The 17,639-nt window shown below is 65.9% G+C and carries 18 protein-coding genes; 13 read left to right on the top strand and 5 right to left on the bottom strand.

What is annotated here, in order from left to right; translation table 11 throughout:
* Positions 1–139 precede the first annotated feature (139 nt).
* From exaC to N4R40_RS11920, 7 genes are all read left to right on the top strand, one after another.
* Complete coding sequence (exaC, locus tag N4R40_RS11950; RefSeq protein ID WP_261607603.1) at positions 140–1,687, top strand: acetaldehyde dehydrogenase ExaC; 1,548 nt, start codon at positions 140–142, stop codon at positions 1,685–1,687.
* A gap of 2 nt (positions 1,688–1,689) precedes the next feature.
* A complete protein-coding gene (locus tag N4R40_RS11945; RefSeq protein ID WP_261607602.1) occupies positions 1,690–2,073 on the top strand; it encodes a DUF779 domain-containing protein in 384 nt (127 codons plus the stop codon).
* A 165-nt stretch (positions 2,074–2,238) separates the two neighbouring features.
* Positions 2,239–3,870, top strand: coding sequence for an ABC transporter substrate-binding protein (locus N4R40_RS11940; RefSeq protein WP_261607601.1), 1,632 nt, complete (start codon positions 2,239–2,241; stop codon positions 3,868–3,870).
* A gap of 79 nt (positions 3,871–3,949) precedes the next feature.
* The gene (locus tag N4R40_RS11935; protein WP_261607600.1) at positions 3,950–5,035 is read left to right on the top strand and encodes an ABC transporter permease; all 1,086 of its coding nucleotides are present in this window, start codon (positions 3,950–3,952) and stop codon (positions 5,033–5,035) included.
* A 1-nt stretch (position 5,036) separates the two neighbouring features.
* Positions 5,037–6,029, top strand: coding sequence for an ABC transporter permease (locus N4R40_RS11930; protein WP_261607599.1), 993 nt, complete (start codon positions 5,037–5,039; stop codon positions 6,027–6,029).
* Complete coding sequence (locus N4R40_RS11925; protein ID WP_261607598.1) at positions 6,029–7,696, top strand: ABC transporter ATP-binding protein; 1,668 nt, start codon at positions 6,029–6,031, stop codon at positions 7,694–7,696. The genes N4R40_RS11930 and N4R40_RS11925 overlap by 1 nt, the downstream gene beginning before the upstream one ends.
* A 172-nt stretch (positions 7,697–7,868) precedes the next feature.
* Positions 7,869–8,495: a TMEM175 family protein gene (locus N4R40_RS11920; protein ID WP_261607597.1), complete on the top strand. Its 627-nt coding sequence runs from the start codon at positions 7,869–7,871 to the stop codon at positions 8,493–8,495.
* Positions 8,496–8,497: 2 nt separating this feature from the next.
* Here N4R40_RS11920 and N4R40_RS11915 read toward each other — a convergent pair whose 3' ends face one another.
* Genes N4R40_RS11915 through N4R40_RS11905 form a run of 3 tightly spaced genes read right to left on the bottom strand, consistent with a single transcriptional unit; the run spans position 8,498 to position 10,441 of the window.
* Positions 8,498–9,619 carry a hypothetical protein gene (locus tag N4R40_RS11915; protein WP_261607596.1) on the bottom strand — a complete coding sequence of 374 codons (1,122 nt, stop codon included), beginning with the start codon at positions 9,617–9,619 and terminating at the stop codon, positions 8,498–8,500.
* A complete protein-coding gene (locus N4R40_RS11910) occupies positions 9,616–9,786 on the bottom strand; it encodes a hypothetical protein (protein ID WP_261607595.1) in 171 nt (56 codons plus the stop codon). The genes N4R40_RS11915 and N4R40_RS11910 overlap by 4 nt, the downstream gene beginning before the upstream one ends.
* A 34-nt stretch (positions 9,787–9,820) precedes the next feature.
* The gene (locus N4R40_RS11905; RefSeq protein ID WP_261607594.1) at positions 9,821–10,441 is read right to left on the bottom strand and encodes a TetR/AcrR family transcriptional regulator; all 621 of its coding nucleotides are present in this window, start codon (positions 10,439–10,441) and stop codon (positions 9,821–9,823) included.
* Positions 10,442–10,517: 76 nt separating this feature from the next.
* Between N4R40_RS11905 and N4R40_RS11900 the strand changes: the two genes are divergently transcribed.
* The 6 genes from N4R40_RS11900 (at position 10,518) to dnaB (ending at position 15,351) form a co-directional block, all read left to right on the top strand.
* On the top strand, positions 10,518–11,822 hold the full coding sequence (locus tag N4R40_RS11900; protein WP_261607593.1) for a glycosyltransferase: 1,305 nt from the start codon (positions 10,518–10,520) through the stop codon (positions 11,820–11,822).
* A gap of 140 nt (positions 11,823–11,962) precedes the next feature.
* Complete coding sequence (gene rpsF, locus N4R40_RS11895; RefSeq protein WP_261607677.1) at positions 11,963–12,301, top strand: 30S ribosomal protein S6; 339 nt, start codon at positions 11,963–11,965, stop codon at positions 12,299–12,301.
* A 5-nt stretch (positions 12,302–12,306) separates the two neighbouring features.
* On the top strand, positions 12,307–12,825 hold the full coding sequence (locus N4R40_RS11890) for a single-stranded DNA-binding protein (protein ID WP_261607592.1): 519 nt from the start codon (positions 12,307–12,309) through the stop codon (positions 12,823–12,825).
* Positions 12,826–12,851: 26 nt separating this feature from the next.
* Positions 12,852–13,106, top strand: a complete 255-nt coding sequence (gene rpsR / locus N4R40_RS11885) for a 30S ribosomal protein S18 (RefSeq protein ID WP_261607591.1) — start codon at positions 12,852–12,854, stop codon at positions 13,104–13,106.
* Between the two features lie 11 nt (positions 13,107–13,117).
* Entirely contained in the window at positions 13,118–13,570 is a 453-nt protein-coding gene (gene rplI, locus N4R40_RS11880) for a 50S ribosomal protein L9 (protein WP_261607590.1), read from the top strand.
* 404 nt (positions 13,571–13,974) lie between these two features.
* On the top strand, positions 13,975–15,351 hold the full coding sequence (dnaB, locus tag N4R40_RS11875; RefSeq protein WP_261607589.1) for a replicative DNA helicase: 1,377 nt from the start codon (positions 13,975–13,977) through the stop codon (positions 15,349–15,351).
* A 344-nt stretch (positions 15,352–15,695) separates the two neighbouring features.
* Here dnaB and N4R40_RS11870 read toward each other — a convergent pair whose 3' ends face one another.
* Positions 15,696–16,322, bottom strand: a complete 627-nt coding sequence (locus N4R40_RS11870; RefSeq protein WP_261607588.1) for a response regulator — start codon at positions 16,320–16,322, stop codon at positions 15,696–15,698.
* Positions 16,319–17,506 carry a sensor histidine kinase gene (locus tag N4R40_RS11865; protein ID WP_261607587.1) on the bottom strand — a complete coding sequence of 396 codons (1,188 nt, stop codon included), beginning with the start codon at positions 17,504–17,506 and terminating at the stop codon, positions 16,319–16,321. The genes N4R40_RS11870 and N4R40_RS11865 overlap by 4 nt, the downstream gene beginning before the upstream one ends.
* Between the last annotated feature and the right edge of the window lie 133 nt (positions 17,507–17,639).

Here is a 17,639-nt window from a genome sequence, read left to right as displayed (position 1 = left end):
CGCCCCGCGGAAGGCGGACGGTCGTGGCGCGGGGAGCCACGGCGGGGGCGCAACCGCATGCAACGTGGGGCGACGTAGTGTCGGCGGCATCTGAAGCGCGGCGAGGATGCCGCGGACCATGACCGTCGAAGGAGACATCATGACCATCGTTGAAGAGGGCGTCTCGAGCGTCTACGCAAACCCGGGACAGCGTGGAGCTGTCGCCGACTATCGCCCCCGGTATGGGCACTACATCGGGGGTGAGTTCGTCGAGCCGATCAAGGGTCAGTACTTCGAGAACATCTCGCCGGTCAACGGCAAGCCGTTCACCGAGGTGGGTCGCGGCACGGTCGAAGACATCGATCGTGCGGTCGACGTCGCCTGGAAGGCGTTCGAGTCGTGGAAGAAGACGACGGCGGCGGATCGGGCGAACATCCTGAACAAGATCGCCGATCGCATCGAGCAGAACCTCGAGGCGATCGCCGTGGCCGAGACGTGGGACAACGGCAAGCCGGTGCGCGAGACGCTCGCCGCCGACATCCCGCTGGTCGTCGACCACTTCCGCTACTTCGCCGGAGTCCTGCGCGCACAGGAGGGGTCGCTCAGCCAGATCGACGAAGACACCGTCGCGTACCACTTCCACGAGCCGCTGGGTGTGGTCGGTCAGATCATCCCGTGGAACTTCCCGATCCTCATGGCCACGTGGAAGCTCGCCCCGGCCCTCGCCGCCGGCAACTGCGTCGTGCTGAAGCCGGCCGAGCAGACCCCGGCATCCATCCTGTTCCTCTTCGACATCATCGGTGACCTGCTGCCGGCCGGCGTCGTGAACATCGTCAACGGCTTCGGGATCGAAGCGGGCGCACCGCTCGCTCAGCACAAGCGGATCCGCAAGGTCTCGTTCACGGGTGAGACGACAACCGGGCGCCTGATCATGCAGTACGCGTCGCAGAACCTCATCCCGGTGACGCTCGAGCTCGGTGGCAAGAGCGCGAACATCTTCTTCGAGGACGTCGCACGCGCGAAGGACGACTACTACGACAAGGCGCTCGAGGGCTTCACGTTCTTCGCCCTCAACGGCGGCGAGGTGTGCACGTGCCCGAGCCGCGCGCTCATCCAGCGCTCGATCTACGACCAGTTCCTCGGCGACGGCATCGAGCGGGTCGGCAAGATCGTGCAGGGCAACCCGCTGGATCCGGCCACGATGATCGGGGCACAGGCATCCAACGATCAGCTCGAGAAGATCCTCAGCTACATCGACATCGGCAAGCAGGAGGGCGCGAAGGTCCTGATCGGCGGCGAACGGGTCGATCTGGGTGGCGATCTCAGCGAGGGCTTCTACGTGCAGCCCACCGTTTTCGAAGGTCAGAACAGCATGCGGATCTTCCAGGAGGAGATCTTCGGACCCGTCGTCTCGGTGACGAGCTTCGACGACTTCTCCGGGGCGATCGACATCGCCAACGACACCCTGTACGGCCTCGGGGCAGGTGTGTGGAGTCGCTCGGGCGACACCGCCTACCGCGCGGGCCGTGCGATCGAGGCGGGTCGCGTCTGGACCAACACGTATCACCAGTACCCCGCGCACGCGGCGTTCGGGGGGTACAAGCAGTCCGGCATCGGGCGGGAGAACCACCTGAAGATGCTCGACCACTATCAGCAGACCAAAAACCTTCTGGTGTCGTATGCCGAAGGCGCGATGGGTTTCTTCTGAGCATGAACGACACACTCAGCAGGGTCGCCGTGACGGAAGCCGCGGCGGCCCTGCTGCGCCAGTTGACGGCGCAACACGGCACGCTCATGTTCCATCAGTCGGGCGGATGCTGTGACGGCTCGGCGCCGATGTGCTTCCCCGTCGGCATGTTCCTCACCGGACCGAGCGATGTGAAGCTCGGCGATCTCGACGTCGGGCTCGACGATCTCATCGAGGTATTCATCTCGGAAGCGCAGTTCGAGTACTGGAAGTACACGCACCTGACGATCGACGTCGTGCCGGGCCGCGGCGCCGGATTCAGCGTCGAGGGCCCGACCGGAAACCGGTTCATCATCCGCTCCCGGATGCTGGATGAGGCCGAGTTGGGGCAGTTCGGACTGTCGTAATGGTCGGTGACGGGCGCTGATACCGACCGTCGTCTCTGATGGCACTCGGTTTCGTTCTCGTTACAAATGTGGCGTGAGTGCCGGAAGTACCCCGCACCGGGTGAATGATGGCCATCGGGTCTCGCGCACTGACGGGACCGAACCCACACAGCAGAGGTATCACCCATGGCACTGCACACCAGCAACCGAGGCCGCGCCGGCCTCGCGATCGGGGCGCTCGGCGTCTCGGCGCTGCTCCTCGCCGGTTGCGCCGGCGCGTCGACCGGCACGGATGGCGGAAGCGCCTCCGGCGACCCGATCATCGTTGGCACCACCGACAAGGTCACCACCCTCGACCCGGCCGGCTCGTACGACAACGGCTCGCTCGCCGTCCAGACGCAGGTCTTCCCGTACCTGGTCAACACGGACTACAACAGCACCGAGGTCGTTCCCGACCTCGCCGAGTCGGCCGAGTTCACCGCGCCGAACGAGTACACCGTGACGCTCCCCGCCGGCCTGAAGTGGGCCAACGGCAACGACCTGACGTCGTCGGACGTGAAGTTCTCGTTCGACCGTAACGTCGCGATCGCCGACCCCAACGGCGCCTCGAGCCTGCTCTACAACCTCGACAGCGTCGAGGCACCGGATGACACCACGGTCGTCTTCACCCTGAAGACCGACAACGACCAGGTCTTCCCGTTCATCCTCACCTCCTTCCCCGGCGCCATTGTCGACGAAGAGGTCTTCTCGGCCGACGCGATCACGCCCGACCAGGAGATCGTGGATGCCAACGCGTTCGGTGGCCCGTACGCGATCACCTCGTGGGACTTCAACAAGGCCGTCGAGTTCACCCCGAACGAGAGCTACGAGGGCCTCCTGTCGGCCGCGGAGAACTCCGGAGTGATCCTCAGCTACTTCGCCGAATCGTCCAACTTGAAGCTCGCCGTGCAGGAGGGTGACGTCGACGTGGCTTACCGGAGCCTCTCGGCCACGGATGTCGATGACCTCTCCGGCAACGACAAGGTCAAGGTCGTCGACGGTCCCGGTGGAGAGATCCGCTACATCGTCTTCAACTTCAACACGCAGCCGTACGGCGCCACGACCGCCGACGCCGACGCCGCCAAGGCGCTCGCCGTCCGTCAGGCCGCCGCCGACCTCGTCGACCGCGACACGATCGCGGAGCAGGTCTACAAGGGCACCTACACCCCGCTGTACTCCTACGTTCCCGAGGGCTTCGCTGGCGCAACCGAGGCACTCAAGGGCCTCTACGGCGATGGCGAGGGTGGACCGGATGCCGCGAAGGCGAAGGCGACCCTGGAAGCTGCCGGCGTCACGACCCCGGTCGAGCTGAACCTGCAGTACAGCCCGGATCACTACGGACCGTCGTCGGGTGACGAGTACGCGCTGATCAAGCAGCAGCTCGAAGCCGATGGTCTGTTCACGGTCAACCTGCAGTCGACCGAGTGGGTCCAGTACTCCAAGGACCGCACGGCGGACGTCTACCCGGCGTACCAGCTCGGATGGTTCCCGGATTACTCCGACGCCGACAACTACCTGGCGCCGTTCTTCCTCCAGGAGAACTTCCTCGGCAACCACTACGACAACGCAGAGGTCAACGACCTGATCCTCCAGCAGGCCGTCGAGACAGACCCGGCGACCCGCACCGCGGACATCGAGAAGATCCAGGAGCTCGTCGCGGGCGACCTGTCCACTCTCCCGCTGCTGCAGGGCGCGCAGGTTGCCGTGACCGGTGCTGACGTGAACGGGGTCACCCTCGACGCGTCGTTCAAGCTCCGCTTCGCACCGATCACCAAGTAATCCCACTACGGGCGTTCCGTCTCGTCTGCGTCTCGTGCGCGGCGAGCCGGAACGCCCGTTGTCCGTAAGGTAGTCACTCATGAGCACCGACGCTGCCCTCGTCGCCGAGCCACCCCCCGCCCTGCATTCCCGGACGAAGAAGCCGGGATCGACGCTCGGCCGCTACATCCTCGTGCGGTTCCTGTTGATCATCCCCACCGTGCTGATCCTGGTGACGCTGGTCTTCTTCCTCATCCGCCTCACCGGTGACCCGATCACCGCGGCCCTCGGCGGACGCCTCCCGGCCGATCAACTCGCCGAGCGCATCAGCGAAGCCGGCTACGACCGGAACATCTTCATCCAGTACTTCGAGTATCTGGGCCAGGTGTTCACCTTGAACTTCGGCACGACGATCACCGACAACCAACCGGTCATCGAGGTCATCGCGACGTACGGCGCCGCGACGCTCGAGCTCGTGCTCTACTCGCTGGTCGTCGCTTTCATCGTCGGCATCCCGCTCGGTCTCGTCGCGGCCGCCCTGCGCGATCGCTGGCCCGACGCCCTCCTCCGCGTCAGCGCGATCCTCTTCTACGCAACGCCGGTGTTCTTCGCCGGGCTCGTCGCCAAGCTCGTCTTCGGAGTCTGGCTCGGCTGGCTTCCCGTCTCCGGCCGCGCGAGCGTGCGCACAGAGATCGCTTTGAACCGGGAGGGCGGCACCGGCATCTATCTGATCGATGCGATCGCCTCCGGCAATCCGGCCTACGTCCAAGACGTCCTCGCGCACGCCGTGCTCCCGGCGCTCACGCTCGGGCTCTTGACCGCCGGGATCTTCCTGCGCCTGGTGCGCACGAACGTCATCGGCACCTACAACATGCCCTACATCGACGCCGCACGATCGCGTGGTGTCGGCGAGGGTCGCCTCGTGCGGACGCACGCGTACCGGCCGGCGTTGATCCCGATCATCACCGTCATCGGTCTGCAGATCGCCCTCATGCTCGGCGGCGCGGTGCTGACCGAGACGACGTTCGAGTGGCAGGGTCTCGGCTTCCAGTTGACCGAGTACCTCTCCTCGCGCGACTTCGTCGCGGTGCAGGGCATCGTCGCGATGATCGCGATCATCGTCGCCCTCACCAATTTCGCCGTCGATATCATCGCGGCCTTCATCGACCCCCGTGTGAGGTTCTGAGATGACCAAGCCTCGCCTCGTCGACCGCCTTCCGGTCGTCCACCAGCTCCGTCAGAGCGTCGGCCTGCAGCGCGGGATGCTGGTGGCCGGTCTCGTGTTGACCCTGCTGTTCCTGGTGTCCGCGGTCTTCGCACCCATCCTCGCACCCTACGGTTTCTCGCAGCTGAGCGGCCCCGACGGCAACTTCGGTGCGCAGCAGCCGCCGGGCGCGGAGCACCTGCTCGGCACGACCGTCGGTGGATACGACGTGCTCTCGCGCGTGATCTGGGGAGCCCAGACCGCGCTGTACGTCGTGATCGTCGCGATCGCGCTCTCGGTGTTCCTCGGCATCCTTCTCGGCCTCGTCTCCGGCTATCTCGGCGGCTGGGTCGACCGTGTGCTCGTCGTGATCGCCGATGCGATCTATGCGTTCCCGACCCTGCTGCTCGCGATCGTCGTCGCCATCGCGATCAGCGGCGGTCAGTCGGGCCTGTGGCCCGGCGTACTCGCGGCGGCCGCATCCATCACCGTCGTCTTCATCCCGCAGTACTTCCGTGTCGTCCGTGCCGAAGTCGTGCGGGTCAAGGCGGAGGCGTTCATCGAGTCGGCCAAGGTGATCGGGGCCTCGACGCCCCGGATCATGTTCCGTCACGTGCTGCGCAATTCCACGCGCACCCTGCCGCTGATCGTCACGCTCAATGCGTCAGAGGCGATCTCGACGATGGCGGCCCTCGGCTTCCTCGGGTTCGGCATTCAGCCGACGGCCGCGGCCGAGTGGGGGTACGACCTCAACAAGTCGATCAGCGATGTGGCCGCCGGCATCTGGTGGACGGCGATCCCGCCGGGCATCGCGATCGTCTTGACCGTTCTCGGTGTCACCCTCATCGGGGAGAGCCTCAACGACCTGGCCGACCCGCGCCTGCGCGCGCGGCGCCGCGCGACGAAGCAGACGCCGGCCGACGCGGTCGCCGCGACGCAGCCCGCCAGCCGCGAATTCATGGGAGAGGTCGAGTGATGACCACGGCATCCGAGACGGGGCTTGCCGTCGACATCCAAGGGCTCGACGTCACGTTCGCGACCGACGGCGGCGATGTGCACGCCGTTCGCCGCGTCTCACTCGACGTCCGCCGTGGCGAAGTTCTCGCGATCGTGGGTGAATCCGGCAGTGGCAAGACCGTCACGGCGCGCACGATCCTGGGACTCCTGCCCGAGACCGCGGTCACCCAGGGTGTGGTGCTGCTGGACGGTACCGACGTCGTCGGACTGGATGCGGAAGGCCTCCGCGCCGTCCGCGGTACGAAGGCCGCGATGATCTTCCAGGAGCCCTCGACCGCGCTGAACCCCGTGTTCACGGTCGGGTGGCAGCTCGCGGAAGGGCTTCGGGCCCACGGCACCTACACGAAGAAGCAAGCGCGCGCCAAGGCGATCGAGATGCTGGCGCGCGTCGGCATCCCCGAGCCGGAACGCCGGGTCGACGACTATCCGCACCAGTTCTCCGGTGGGCAGAAGCAGCGCATCGTCATCGCGACGGCGCTCGCGCTCGACCCGACGGTCATCATCGCGGACGAGCCGACGACCGCGCTCGACGTCACGGTGCAGGCCGAGATCCTCGATCTGCTGCGGCGCCTCCGCGATGAAGACGGCACGGCGATCGTGCTCATCACGCACAACATGGGCGTCGTCGCCGATCTTGCCGACCGCGTGGCGGTCATGCTGAACGGTGAAGTCGTCGAGACGGCGCCCGTTGTGGATCTCTTCGCCGCGCCGACGCACGAGTACACGAAGCGGCTGTTGGCTGCTGTCCCCCGGCTGCAGATCGTCGATCGCCAGCTGCCGGCGGGCGCGGCATCCGCAGCCCCGATCGTCGTCGCCGACGACCTCGTCATCGAATACGCCGGCCGGTTGGGGCGCCCGACGTTCCGTGCCGTCGACCGGGTCAGCTTCTCGATCGCGCCTGGTGAGGTTCTCGGCCTGGTCGGCGAGAGCGGATCGGGAAAGACGACGATCGGTCGCGCGATCGCTGGACTCACCCCGGTCAGCGGTGGATCTCTGCAGGTTCTGGGCGTCGAAATGCTCGGGGTGAAGGAGCGGGTCTTCCGCCGTCACCGCAAGGATCTCGGTTTCGTTTTCCAGGACCCCGCGACGAGCTTCAACCCGCTGTTGACGATCGCGCAGAATGTCGCGGAGCCGCTCATCGTGCACGGCGGCGCGAAGAACGCCGACGATGCCCGAGACAAGGTCGACGAGCTGCTCGAGGCCGTGCAGCTGCCGAAGGCGTTCGGCGACCGATTCCCGCACGAACTCTCCGGCGGGCAGCGCCAGCGCGCATCGCTCGCGCGGGGACTCGCGCTCGACCCGAAGCTACTGATCGCCGACGAACCGACCAGCGCTCTGGACGTGTCGGTGCAGGCGCGGGTACTCGAGCTGTTCGCCGAGCTGCAGGAACGCTTCGGGTTCGCGACCCTGTTCATCACGCACGATCTCGCCGTCGTCGACATGCTCGCCCATCGGGTCGTCGTGCTCCACAAGGGTGAGATCGCCGAAGAGGGAACGGCCGCCGAGGTTCTCGGCAACCCGAAGGACCCCTACACGCGCAAGCTCATCGCATCACTGCCGGTCCCCGACCCGGCCGAGCAGGCCGCGCGCCGCGCCGTGTGGGAAGCCCACCGCTACGACGTGTGAGGGGGAGGCGAGCCCTCTTCTGTGCTCGCTCACCTGAACAAGTCCTGCAGCGCGGCCACTGGCCGTCGGGGTGGGTGCGGATTTCCGCGGGTGACCGGTCGCCAGCCCGTAGCGGAGCAGGAGTTGTTCAGGTGCGAGCCGGTCAAGGGCCGCAGGGCTCTACTATTCGAGCATGACCCGCGACGCGCCGCACCTGTATCGCGCCGAACGTCCGAAGGCGTTCATCGACGCCGTGGTCGCCATCGCGATGACCCTGCTGATCCTGCCGCTGATGGACAGCGTCGCGGACCTCGACGATGCGAGCGTGTCGACCGCGGACTGGTTCGTCGACCACCGCTGGCAGTTGACATCGTTCGTGCTGAGCTTCGTCCTCATCGCGATGTTCTGGCTCAATCACCAGCGCCTGTTCTCCGGCGTCGAACACGTGACCACTGGACTGCTGTGGATCTGCATGGCGTGGCTCTTGAGCATCGTGTGGCTGCCGGTGGCCACGGCCCTTTCGGGACGCGCGGACGGGGAAGACCCGCTCGTCAAGGGCATCTATATCGGTAGCCTCATCGCGACGGCGGCCATCGGTCTGATCCACCGGCTCTATCTCCGTGAACACTCCGAGCTGCACAACCTCACGCCCGACGTCCTCCGCTCGGGGCTGGCCGCCGACATCGCGATGTGCGTGCTGTTCAGCATCGCGCTGGTCGTCGCCGTGCTCGTACCGGTGGTCGGCTATCTCGCGCTCCTGGTCATGTTCCTGATGGGGCCGGCGCAGAGTCTCCTGCTGCGGATCCTTCCCGCGCGCTGAGCTCAGCGGAACAGGCCTCCCAGGATCGAACCGAACGTACCGAGCTGGCCGAGCACCCAGATCGCGACGAACACCCCGACGACGATCAACGTCCGCCACGGCACGCCGCGCGTGAGGCGCCGACCCTGGGCCGCAACCCCCGGCGGGCGGAGCAGGGCGGCGGGCGCGACGAATGGCAGCGCGCTCTCGACTGCGGCCGGCGCCGCGAGGCGGTCATCACGCCAGCGCTCCCACTGGGCGAACTTGTCGAGTACCGCCGCGACGGCCGCGAACAACCACGCCCAGGTCGCCGGGTCGAGAGTCGAGAATTCCCGCTTGCCGTAGAAGAACATCCAGTCGTCGACGATCTCGACGTCCAGCGCCGCCGCATTGTCGATGAAGCGCGCCATGATGTCGGGCGTGAAGAGATAGAGGGCGTCGCGCTCGTATCCCTGCGGGCAGTACAGCGTGAAGTGACGGTCGAAGTCGCCTTCCAGGCTGAGCCTTTGGTCCTTGTCGAAGGACGCCGGCAGGTTCGAGCCGAACAGCGAGTTGTTGCTCGTGGCATCCAGCACGATGTGCGGCAGCGGGCTGGAGAGCTTGACGGCGACGTACCCCCAGCGGTGCGTCGTGCGGTTTTTGCCCGAACCGGTCGTGTATCGGTAGTTGCCGAACTCCACGAAGCGGGGCGTCGTGCCCCGGAGGACATCGGTGGCGACACGGGAACTCCCCTGGCTGAAGATCATGCCCGGGAGCGGCGGGTCGGGTGACGCCGGATACCAGGTCATCCCGTTCGCCTGCGCGAACCGGTCGAGGCGCCACCAACGCTCGCCGGATGTTCCCTGCACGAGCCGGTAGATGGCGGTGCCGGCGACCGCGACGACGGCCAGCAGCATGAGGATCGGCACGATCACGAACAGCACGCCGCCGCCGCCCGCCCCCATGCTCAGCAGACCGGTGATCACCGAGAAGAACGTCGATCCGAAGATCATCATGAACACAACGCCGACGAGGATTCCCACGACGAGCTGCACCCCGCCGCCCGTCGGGGCGCGCCCGCTCTGACGCAGCTGCTGCACGTAGGCGCGGACGGCAGCTCGATCGGCGGGTTCGAGCAGAGGGCGTGCATCGAAGGGCGTGCTCATCGGTTCACCTCGATCTCGAACGTCTCGAGGCGCAGGTCGGTGACCAGAGCTGCGATCAGTTGCGCCGTGCCGCCGACGATCGTGCCGACGTGCATGGTCGAGCCCAGCGCGGCTTCGCTGCGCTCCCGCAGCCAGTCGTCGGCCGACATGTCCGCAGTCCATTCCATGCGGCCACGCTACCTCGGGTGCGAGGCGTCGCCCTCAGAGAGCGAGGACTGCGGCGCGCAACCACTCGCGATAGCGATCCGGGCTCCATCCCGACTGCGCTACCAGCTGCTGAGCGCTCTCCGGTGACATGAGGAACGACAGTTCGTCAGCGGCGGCGCGACGGTCGACCGGGGGGTCGATCAGCTCTCGCCGGGTCAGTTCGTCGACGAGCGCGCGGAAGTCGGCGGCCCGCCGCGCGAGCATGCCGGTGAGGGCGTCCCTGACGATGTCATCGGACAGCGACGCGCCGAGCAGCACCGTCCACAGCGCATATGAGTCGAGGTTGGCCTGGCTGATGCGCGCCACGACCCCGTCGACGAAGTCGTCGTCGGGAAGGTTCAGCAACCCCAGACCCGCGGTCGTATCGGTCAGCGAGGCGGCTGCTTCGGTGCCGGAGAACGTGACCTCGAACGCTGCGATCAGCAGCTCCGCCTTCGCAGCTGTTCCTTTCACCGTCTCGACGGATACGGATGCCTGGCGCGCGATGGCCGGGAGGGTCGTCGCTTGGTACCCATTGGCGGAGAAGAGGACTGCCGCCGCCTCGAGAATCCGTGTGCGCGTCTGTGCCGCCTGCTGGGTGCGCAGCGTCGACCGATAGGCACGCGGTGAAATCACGGAATCCACTATTGACTACCCTCTCGGTGTGGTGAATACTTTGTCAGGCAACCTAATCTTAACGAAGGATCTCTGCATGTCCACTTACCTCCTCACATGTACGCCGGCGCACGGTCACCTCTCGGCGCTTCTCACTGTCGCGCGACACCTGCGTACACAGGGTCACCGCGTGCGCATGCTCACAAGCGTGCGGTACGCGGAGCGTGTCCGCGCGGCCGATGTCGAATTCTTGCCGCTGCCTCCCGACGCCGACATCGACCTCGACCGTCCCGACGATGCCTTCCCCGAGCGGAGAGGACTGCGCGGACCCGCGGCCATCCGGTTCGACATGATCCACCTCTTCCTGCGCCCCGCCGCGCAGCAGTACGCCGCGCTGACCTCAGCCCTGGCCGAGGTCCCGACGGACGTCGTGCTCACCGAGCCGCTTTTCGTCGCGGCCGCCCTGCTCAACGAACTTCCCCGCGATGCGCGGCCCGCGATCGTCGCACTCGGTATCTTCCCGCTCGGGACGAAGAGTCGCGACACAGCGCCGTTCGGACTCGGAATCCCTCCGTTGCCCGGTGTCGTCGGCCGCGCACGAAACAGCATCCTGACGGTCGTCGCAGAGAAGGGTGTGTTCAGACCCGTCGTGAAGGAAGCGGATGCCGTGGCCCGCGCCACTATCGGCTTACCGTTGTCGCGCTTCTTCTTGGACTGGGCCGCCGGCGCGGATGCACTCGTCCAGTTCAGCGCGCAGGAGTTCGAGTATCCCCGCTCAGATCTGCCGGCATCCGTCCACTTCGTCGGCCCGCTCCCGCCCTCGGTGCCCCACGTCGACGTTCCGGAGTGGTGGAACGACCTGGACGAAACGCGCCCCATCGTGCACGTGACACAGGGCACGATTGCCACCGACGACTTCTCCCAGCTCGTCGCGCCGACGCTCGCCGCGCTCGCGGGCGAAGACGTGACCGTGGTGGTGAGCACCGGCGGGCGTCCCCTCTCGGCATTGCCTCCGCTTCCCGCGAATGCCCGCGCCGCGGCCTACCTGCCGTACGCCGTGCTGCTCCCGCGGACGTCGGTGCTCGTCACCAACGGCGGCTACGGCGGCGTACAACAGGCTGTGGGGCACGGCATCCCCGTGGTCGTCGCCGGGCAAACCGAGGACAAAGTCGAAGTCAGTGCGCGCGTCGGGTGGTCGGGGGCCGGGATCAACCTCAAAACGAACCGTCCGACGCCGGAGGCCGTGCGTCTTGCGGTGCGTTCGGTGCTCGCCGACCCGACCTTTCGCGCTCGGGCTCAAGAGTTGGCGGCGCGCTTCGCCCATACCGATGCGCTGGCCGGTCTCGACGGTGTGCTCCACTCCCTCTCCCCGCGATTCCGCAGATCAGAGGAGGTCCGCTAGACTGTGAAGGTTGTCTGGCATCGGCCGTGTCCGAGGAAGTCCCGACACGTGCATCAACCCTCCTGATGCCGGGAAATGCCCGGCATCCGTTCAAGTCCGAAGGAGGTGGGTTAGTGACGCACTCACACCAGTACGAGCTCATGGTCATTCTCGACCCCGAGATCGACGAGCGTCAGGTCGCCCCCAAGCTCGACGGGTTCCTCAAGGTGATCACCGCAGACGGTGGTTCCATTGAGAACGTCGACATCTGGGGCAAGCGTCGCCTGGCGTACGAAATCCAGAAGAAGAACGAGGGCATCTACGCCGTCGTCAACTTCACCGCCACGAGCGCGACCACGCAGGAGCTCGACCGTCAGCTGAAGCTGAACGAGCAGATCATGCGTACCAAGGTCCTGCGCGCCGAAGAGGGCATCGCCCTCGTCGCCGCCGAGAAGGAGCGCGCCGACGCCAAGGCCGCCCGCAAGGCAGCGAAGGCGTAAGGACGATGGCCGGCGAGACCATCATCACCGTCGTGGGCAACCTCACGGCAGACCCCGAACTGCGCTACACGCAGGGCGGACTGCCCGTCGCGAACTTCACGATCGCGTCGACTCCGCGCAACTTCGACCGTCAGGCGAACGAGTGGAAGGACGGCGAAGCGCTGTTCCTCCGTGCGTCCGTGTGGCGCGAGTTCGCCGAGCACGTCGCCGGTTCGCTGACGAAGGGTTCCCGGGTCATTGCGTCTGGTCGCCTGAAGCAGCGTTCCTACCAGGACCGTGAAGGCAACCAGCGGACCGCGATCGAGCTGGAGGTCGACGAGATCGGCCCTTCGCTGCGGTATGCGACGGCTCAGGTCACGCGTGCGGCATCCGGCGGAGGAAACTTCGGCGGCGGCGGCGGTGGCCAGGCGCGTCCCGCGCAGGTTGCACAGCAGCAGGACGAGCCGTGGTCCACGCCCGGCTCTGCTGCTCCGGACGCGTGGAGCGCCCCGGGCACGTCCTACGGCGACGACACGCCGTTCTGATCAACTCACACACTTAAGGAAAAACAATGGCTGGAAAGGCTACCGGCGATCGCCGTAAGCCGCGGAAGGGCGCGAAGAACGCCGCTCCCGCGAAGGCGATCCGCGTCGGCGTCATCGATTACAAAGATGTCCCGACTCTTCGCAAGTTCATCTCGGAGCGCGGGAAGATCCGCGCCCGTCGTATCACCGGTGTCTCGGTGCAGGAGCAGCGTCTGATCGCCACGGCGATCAAGAACGCGCGCGAAATGGCACTCCTGCCTTACGCCGGCGCTGGCCGCTAAGGGGCACGATCATGGCAAAGCTGATTCTCACGAACGAGGTTGCCGGGCTCGGAAGCGCCGGTGACGTCATCGAGGTCAAGAACGGGTACGCCCGCAACTACCTCGTCCCCCAGGGCTTCGCAGTGGTCTGGAGCCGCGGTGGCGAAAAGCAGGTGGCGTCCATTCGCGCCGCTCGCGAGTCGCGCGCGATCCACGACCACGAAGAGGCCGTGGCACTCAAGGACACGCTCGAGGGCGCCAAGGTCCGTCTGGCCGTCAAAGCCGGCAAGGAAGGCCGCCTCTTCGGTTCGGTCCAGACCGCCGATGTCGCGGACGCCGTCAAGGCTGCCGGTCTCGGTGATCTCGACAAGCGCAAGATCCACATCACCTCGCCCATCAAGGCGACCGGTGAGCACGAGGCGACGGTTCGTCTGCGCGACGACCTGACCGCCGTGATCACGTTGAACGTGGTCGCCGCGAAGTAACTTCTCGCGTCACGACGACGGATGCCGCGGACCTTCGGGTTCGCGGCATCCGTCGTTTCGTCTTTGTCTGAATTCTCTTGGCGGAGGACTTGACAAATGGCTCATAGCTTCCGTCCAGGTTTCGGATTTGTCCCCAACCCTGATGTGCGAACGCAACCTTCAAGGCTGACTTCAACCACATTCGCTTTCCACAGGGTGTTGGTGAATAAACTCCTGATCAAACGGCAAGAAAATGTCGAGATGGATGGTGTTCCCGGGCGTTTTCCACAGGTGTTGTGCACAGGCGTGGCGGCGTTTCGCGGGATTCCTCCACAGAGTTATCCACAGCCGGGTTTGCGGGTGTCGGTACCCGTGCCTAGCGTGGCCTGTGGCTCGGGGATCGAGTCGGGGAAGAGGGGCGCGGCATGTCGATCGCGGACATTTCGGAAGAGCGCCTGGGTGGATCGGGGCGCGGTCCTGAGCGGATGCCGCCGCACGACCTGCTGGCCGAGCAGAGCGCGCTCGGTGGCATGCTGCTGTCGAAGGATGCCGTCGCCGATGTCATCGAGACGCTGCGGGGTACGGACTTCTACGTCCCGAAGCACGAGCTGATCTTCGAAGCGGTCCTCTCGCTCTATTCGCACGGTGAGCCCACCGACGTCGTCGCCGTCACTGACGAGCTGATCAAGACGGGTGACCTGCAGCGCGCGGGCGGTGCGGACTACCTCCACTCGCTCACCTCGATCGTGCCGACCGCCGCCAATGCCGGCTACTACGCCTCCATCGTCAACGAGCGCGCTCTGCTGCGCCGTCTCGTCGAGGCCGGGACGCGCATCGTGCAGATGGGCTACAACGGGCAGGGCGAAGCGCTCGACCTCGTCAACAATGCCCAGGCCGAGATCTACTCCGTCACCGGTGCCGAGCGCGCCGAGGACTACGTGCCGCTGCAGATCGCCGTCGATGCTGCCGTCGAAGAGATCGAGGCGGCGCGCGGGCGCGACGGTCAGATGACCGGCATCCCCTCAGGCTTCGCCGGACTCGACCAGCTCACGAACGGTATGCACCCCGGGCAGATGATCATCATCGCTGCCCGACCCGCGATGGGTAAGTCGACGCTCGCACTCGACTTCGCGCGCTCAGCAGCGATCAAGCACAACATGCCGACGATCTTCTTCTCGCTCGAAATGGGCAAGAGCGAGATCGCCATGCGTCTGATGAGCGCCGAAGGCGCAATCCCGTTGCAGAGCATGCGCAAGGGCACGCTCGACTCGCGCGACTGGACGACGATCGCCGCGACGCGCGGTCGCATCAACGATGCGCCGCTGTATATCGACGACAGTCCCAACATGACGCTCGTCGAGATCCGTGCGAAGTGCCGACGACTCAAGCAGCGCGTAGGGCTCAAGATGGTCGTGATCGACTACCTGCAGCTCATGACGAGTGGCAAGCGCGTCGAATCGCGTCAGCAAGAGGTGTCGGAGTTCTCGCGTGCGCTGAAGCTGCTCGCGAAGGAGCTCCAGGTGCCGGTCATCGCGCTGTCGCAGCTGAACCGTGGCGCCGAGCAGCGTGCCGATAAGAAGCCGGCGCTCTCCGACTTGCGTGAATCGGGCTCGATCGAGCAGGACGCCGACATGGTGGTGCTCCTGCACCGCGAGGCGGCCTACGAGAAGGACAGCCCGCGCGCGGGCGAGGCCGATCTGATCATCGCGAAGCACCGTAACGGTCCGACCGACACGATCACGGTCGCCTTCCAGGGTCACTTCTCGCGCTTCACCGACATGGCGCCGGGCGACTTCGGGTAGTTGTAGGGATTTTTTTGAGATGTCGATTTGGCAGGTGAAATGTCCACGCGGTGTCCATATGGACATTTCGCCTCCCGGGTGGATGACGTGGTCAGCTGCGGAACCGTGCACCTACCCGGGGGAGGGGCGTCTGATGCGGCTATGGGACTGTGCGGAAGGGGGAGCAGCTAAGCCGCCCTGTCGTGGGTTGCACATGAGCCCCTTTGCGGGCATCTTCACCGCGGCGGGGTGCACGGGCACTCCTCCTCGTCGCGGTATCTGACCACCGCTCGAGTGAAGAGGATGCGCGTTGGTCGCTCCGTTGCGGACTTCCGCGTCATGCGAGATGACGTCGTGCCGCGGGCTTAGCGCAGGATGCCGCGTTGTCTGGCTGTGGATACGGCTGCGGTTCGTGAGGTGACGGCGAGCTTGGTGAAGATGTGGGCGAGGTGGGATTTGACGGTGGTCTCGCTGACGAAGAGGTCTGTTGCGATGTCGGTGTTCGAGTGACCGGCTTCGACGAGCTTGAGCACTTGCATCTCGCGACTGCTGAGGTTCGCTTGGGGTGCCCGCATGCGGTTCAAGAGTCGTGAGGCGATGACGGGCGCGAGTGCGCTTTCGCCTGCGGCGGCGGCGCGGACGGCTGCTGCGAGCTCGTGGGGTGGGGCGTCTTTGAGGAGGTAGCCGCTGGCGCCGGCTTCCACGGCTCCAAGAATGTCGGCGTCGGAGTCGTAGTTGGTGAGTATGAGGACGTAGGGTGCCGCGTCGAGGGCGCGGATACGTCGGGTGGCGTCGGCTCCGGTTGTTGCGGCTTGGGCGCCGAACTGGAGATCCATCAGTACGACGTCGGGGTTGCCGTGTTCTGCGGCGGAAACGGCTGCGTCGGGTGTGGCAGCTTCCGCGATGACGTCGATGTCTTCCTCGAGGGCGAAGAGAGCCACGAGCCCCGCGCGGACGATGGGGTGGTCGTCGGCGATGAGAAGCCGGATCATGTCGTCTGCTCCAAGGTGAGCTCGATGGTCAGTTGCGTTCCTTCGCCAGGGTGCGTGTCGAGGGTGAGGCTGCCACCGAGTTGTTCTGCGCGTTCGCGGGTCGCCTGGAGTCCGAACGAATCTGAACGACCGCGCGGTTCGAAGGCTGCCATGTTGGGGTCGAAGCCTTTGCCGTCGTCGGCGATGGTGAATTGCAGCCGTTCGTGATCGGCGTCGAGCGTGATTGTCACGGTGGTGGCGTCTGCGTGCTGGATGACGTTGGCGATGGCTCCCTGCGCGATTCTCAGCAGCGCCGTCTGGACGTGCATCGGTAGATCGATCGTGTCGGATACACGCACGTTGACGTGGAGTCCTTGCGCAGCCCATTGCGATTCGGCGAGCCTCCGCAGCGCTCGGCCGAGGCCGCGGTCGTCGAGGTCGGGTGGGGTGAGTTCACGGATGAACCGGCGTGCATCAGCAAGATTGCTGGCCGCCGTGTCTCGGGCAAGCCGGATGTGTTCGGCGCCAGGGCGTTCAGGGTCGGATTTCTCGGCGGCGTAGAGGAGCATCTGGATACTGGAGAGGCCTTGGGCGACGGTGTCGTGGATTTCGCGGGCTAGCCGCGCGCGTTCGGCGAGAACTCCCGATTCATGTTCGGTTGCGGCGAGCTGGCCTCGGGTGGCGACAAGTTCACGCATAAGGGTTTCGCGTTGCTCCGCCTCGCGGGCCAGAGCTTGGTAGCCAAGACCGATGAGAAGGGCGACTCCTGCGCCGACTAGTGGACCGATGACTCCGCCGAGACTCCATCCGCTGTGGATGCCAAGCGCACAGATAGCAGTCGCGGTGGCGACGACGATCGCGGCACCCCCCCACCACGGGCCGAGGAGATGGAGGTAGAGGAAGAACAACGGGAAGACGAGGTACGCAGCTTCGGGTGTCAGCCAGAGGAGGACTACCCACTCCAGACTGAGCGCCGCCAACCACAGTAGGCGTAGGACGCGACCACGCTGACGTGTGGTCCTGGTCTTCACCGCCCCGATTCCGTAGGTGACGATCATCCCCAGCGTGAGGACGATCGCGGCGACGTTGCTCTCCGTTGGTGAGATCACCGCGCGGACGATGACCAGAACGGCGAGAGCAGCGAAAAGTACATGCAGCCCGGTGCGGAGACCCACGAATACCGGGGTGAGCGCGGTGTGGGGCATGGACCGAATCTTACGCAGCGCTACGACTGCGGCATCGTCCGAAAGGACGACTTCCCCCACCACCTTTCAGTCGGCAGAGCCCGTGCTGACGGCCGATGAGATGGCGCGTCGAGAAAGGAAAAGTGGTACGTGT

The sequence above is a fragment of the Microbacterium memoriense genome (assembly GCF_025398275.1).
In the GTDB taxonomy this organism is placed as follows: Bacteria; Actinomycetota; Actinomycetes; order Actinomycetales; family Microbacteriaceae; genus Microbacterium; species Microbacterium memoriense.
This window is presented reverse-complemented; position numbering and strand designations above follow the sequence as displayed.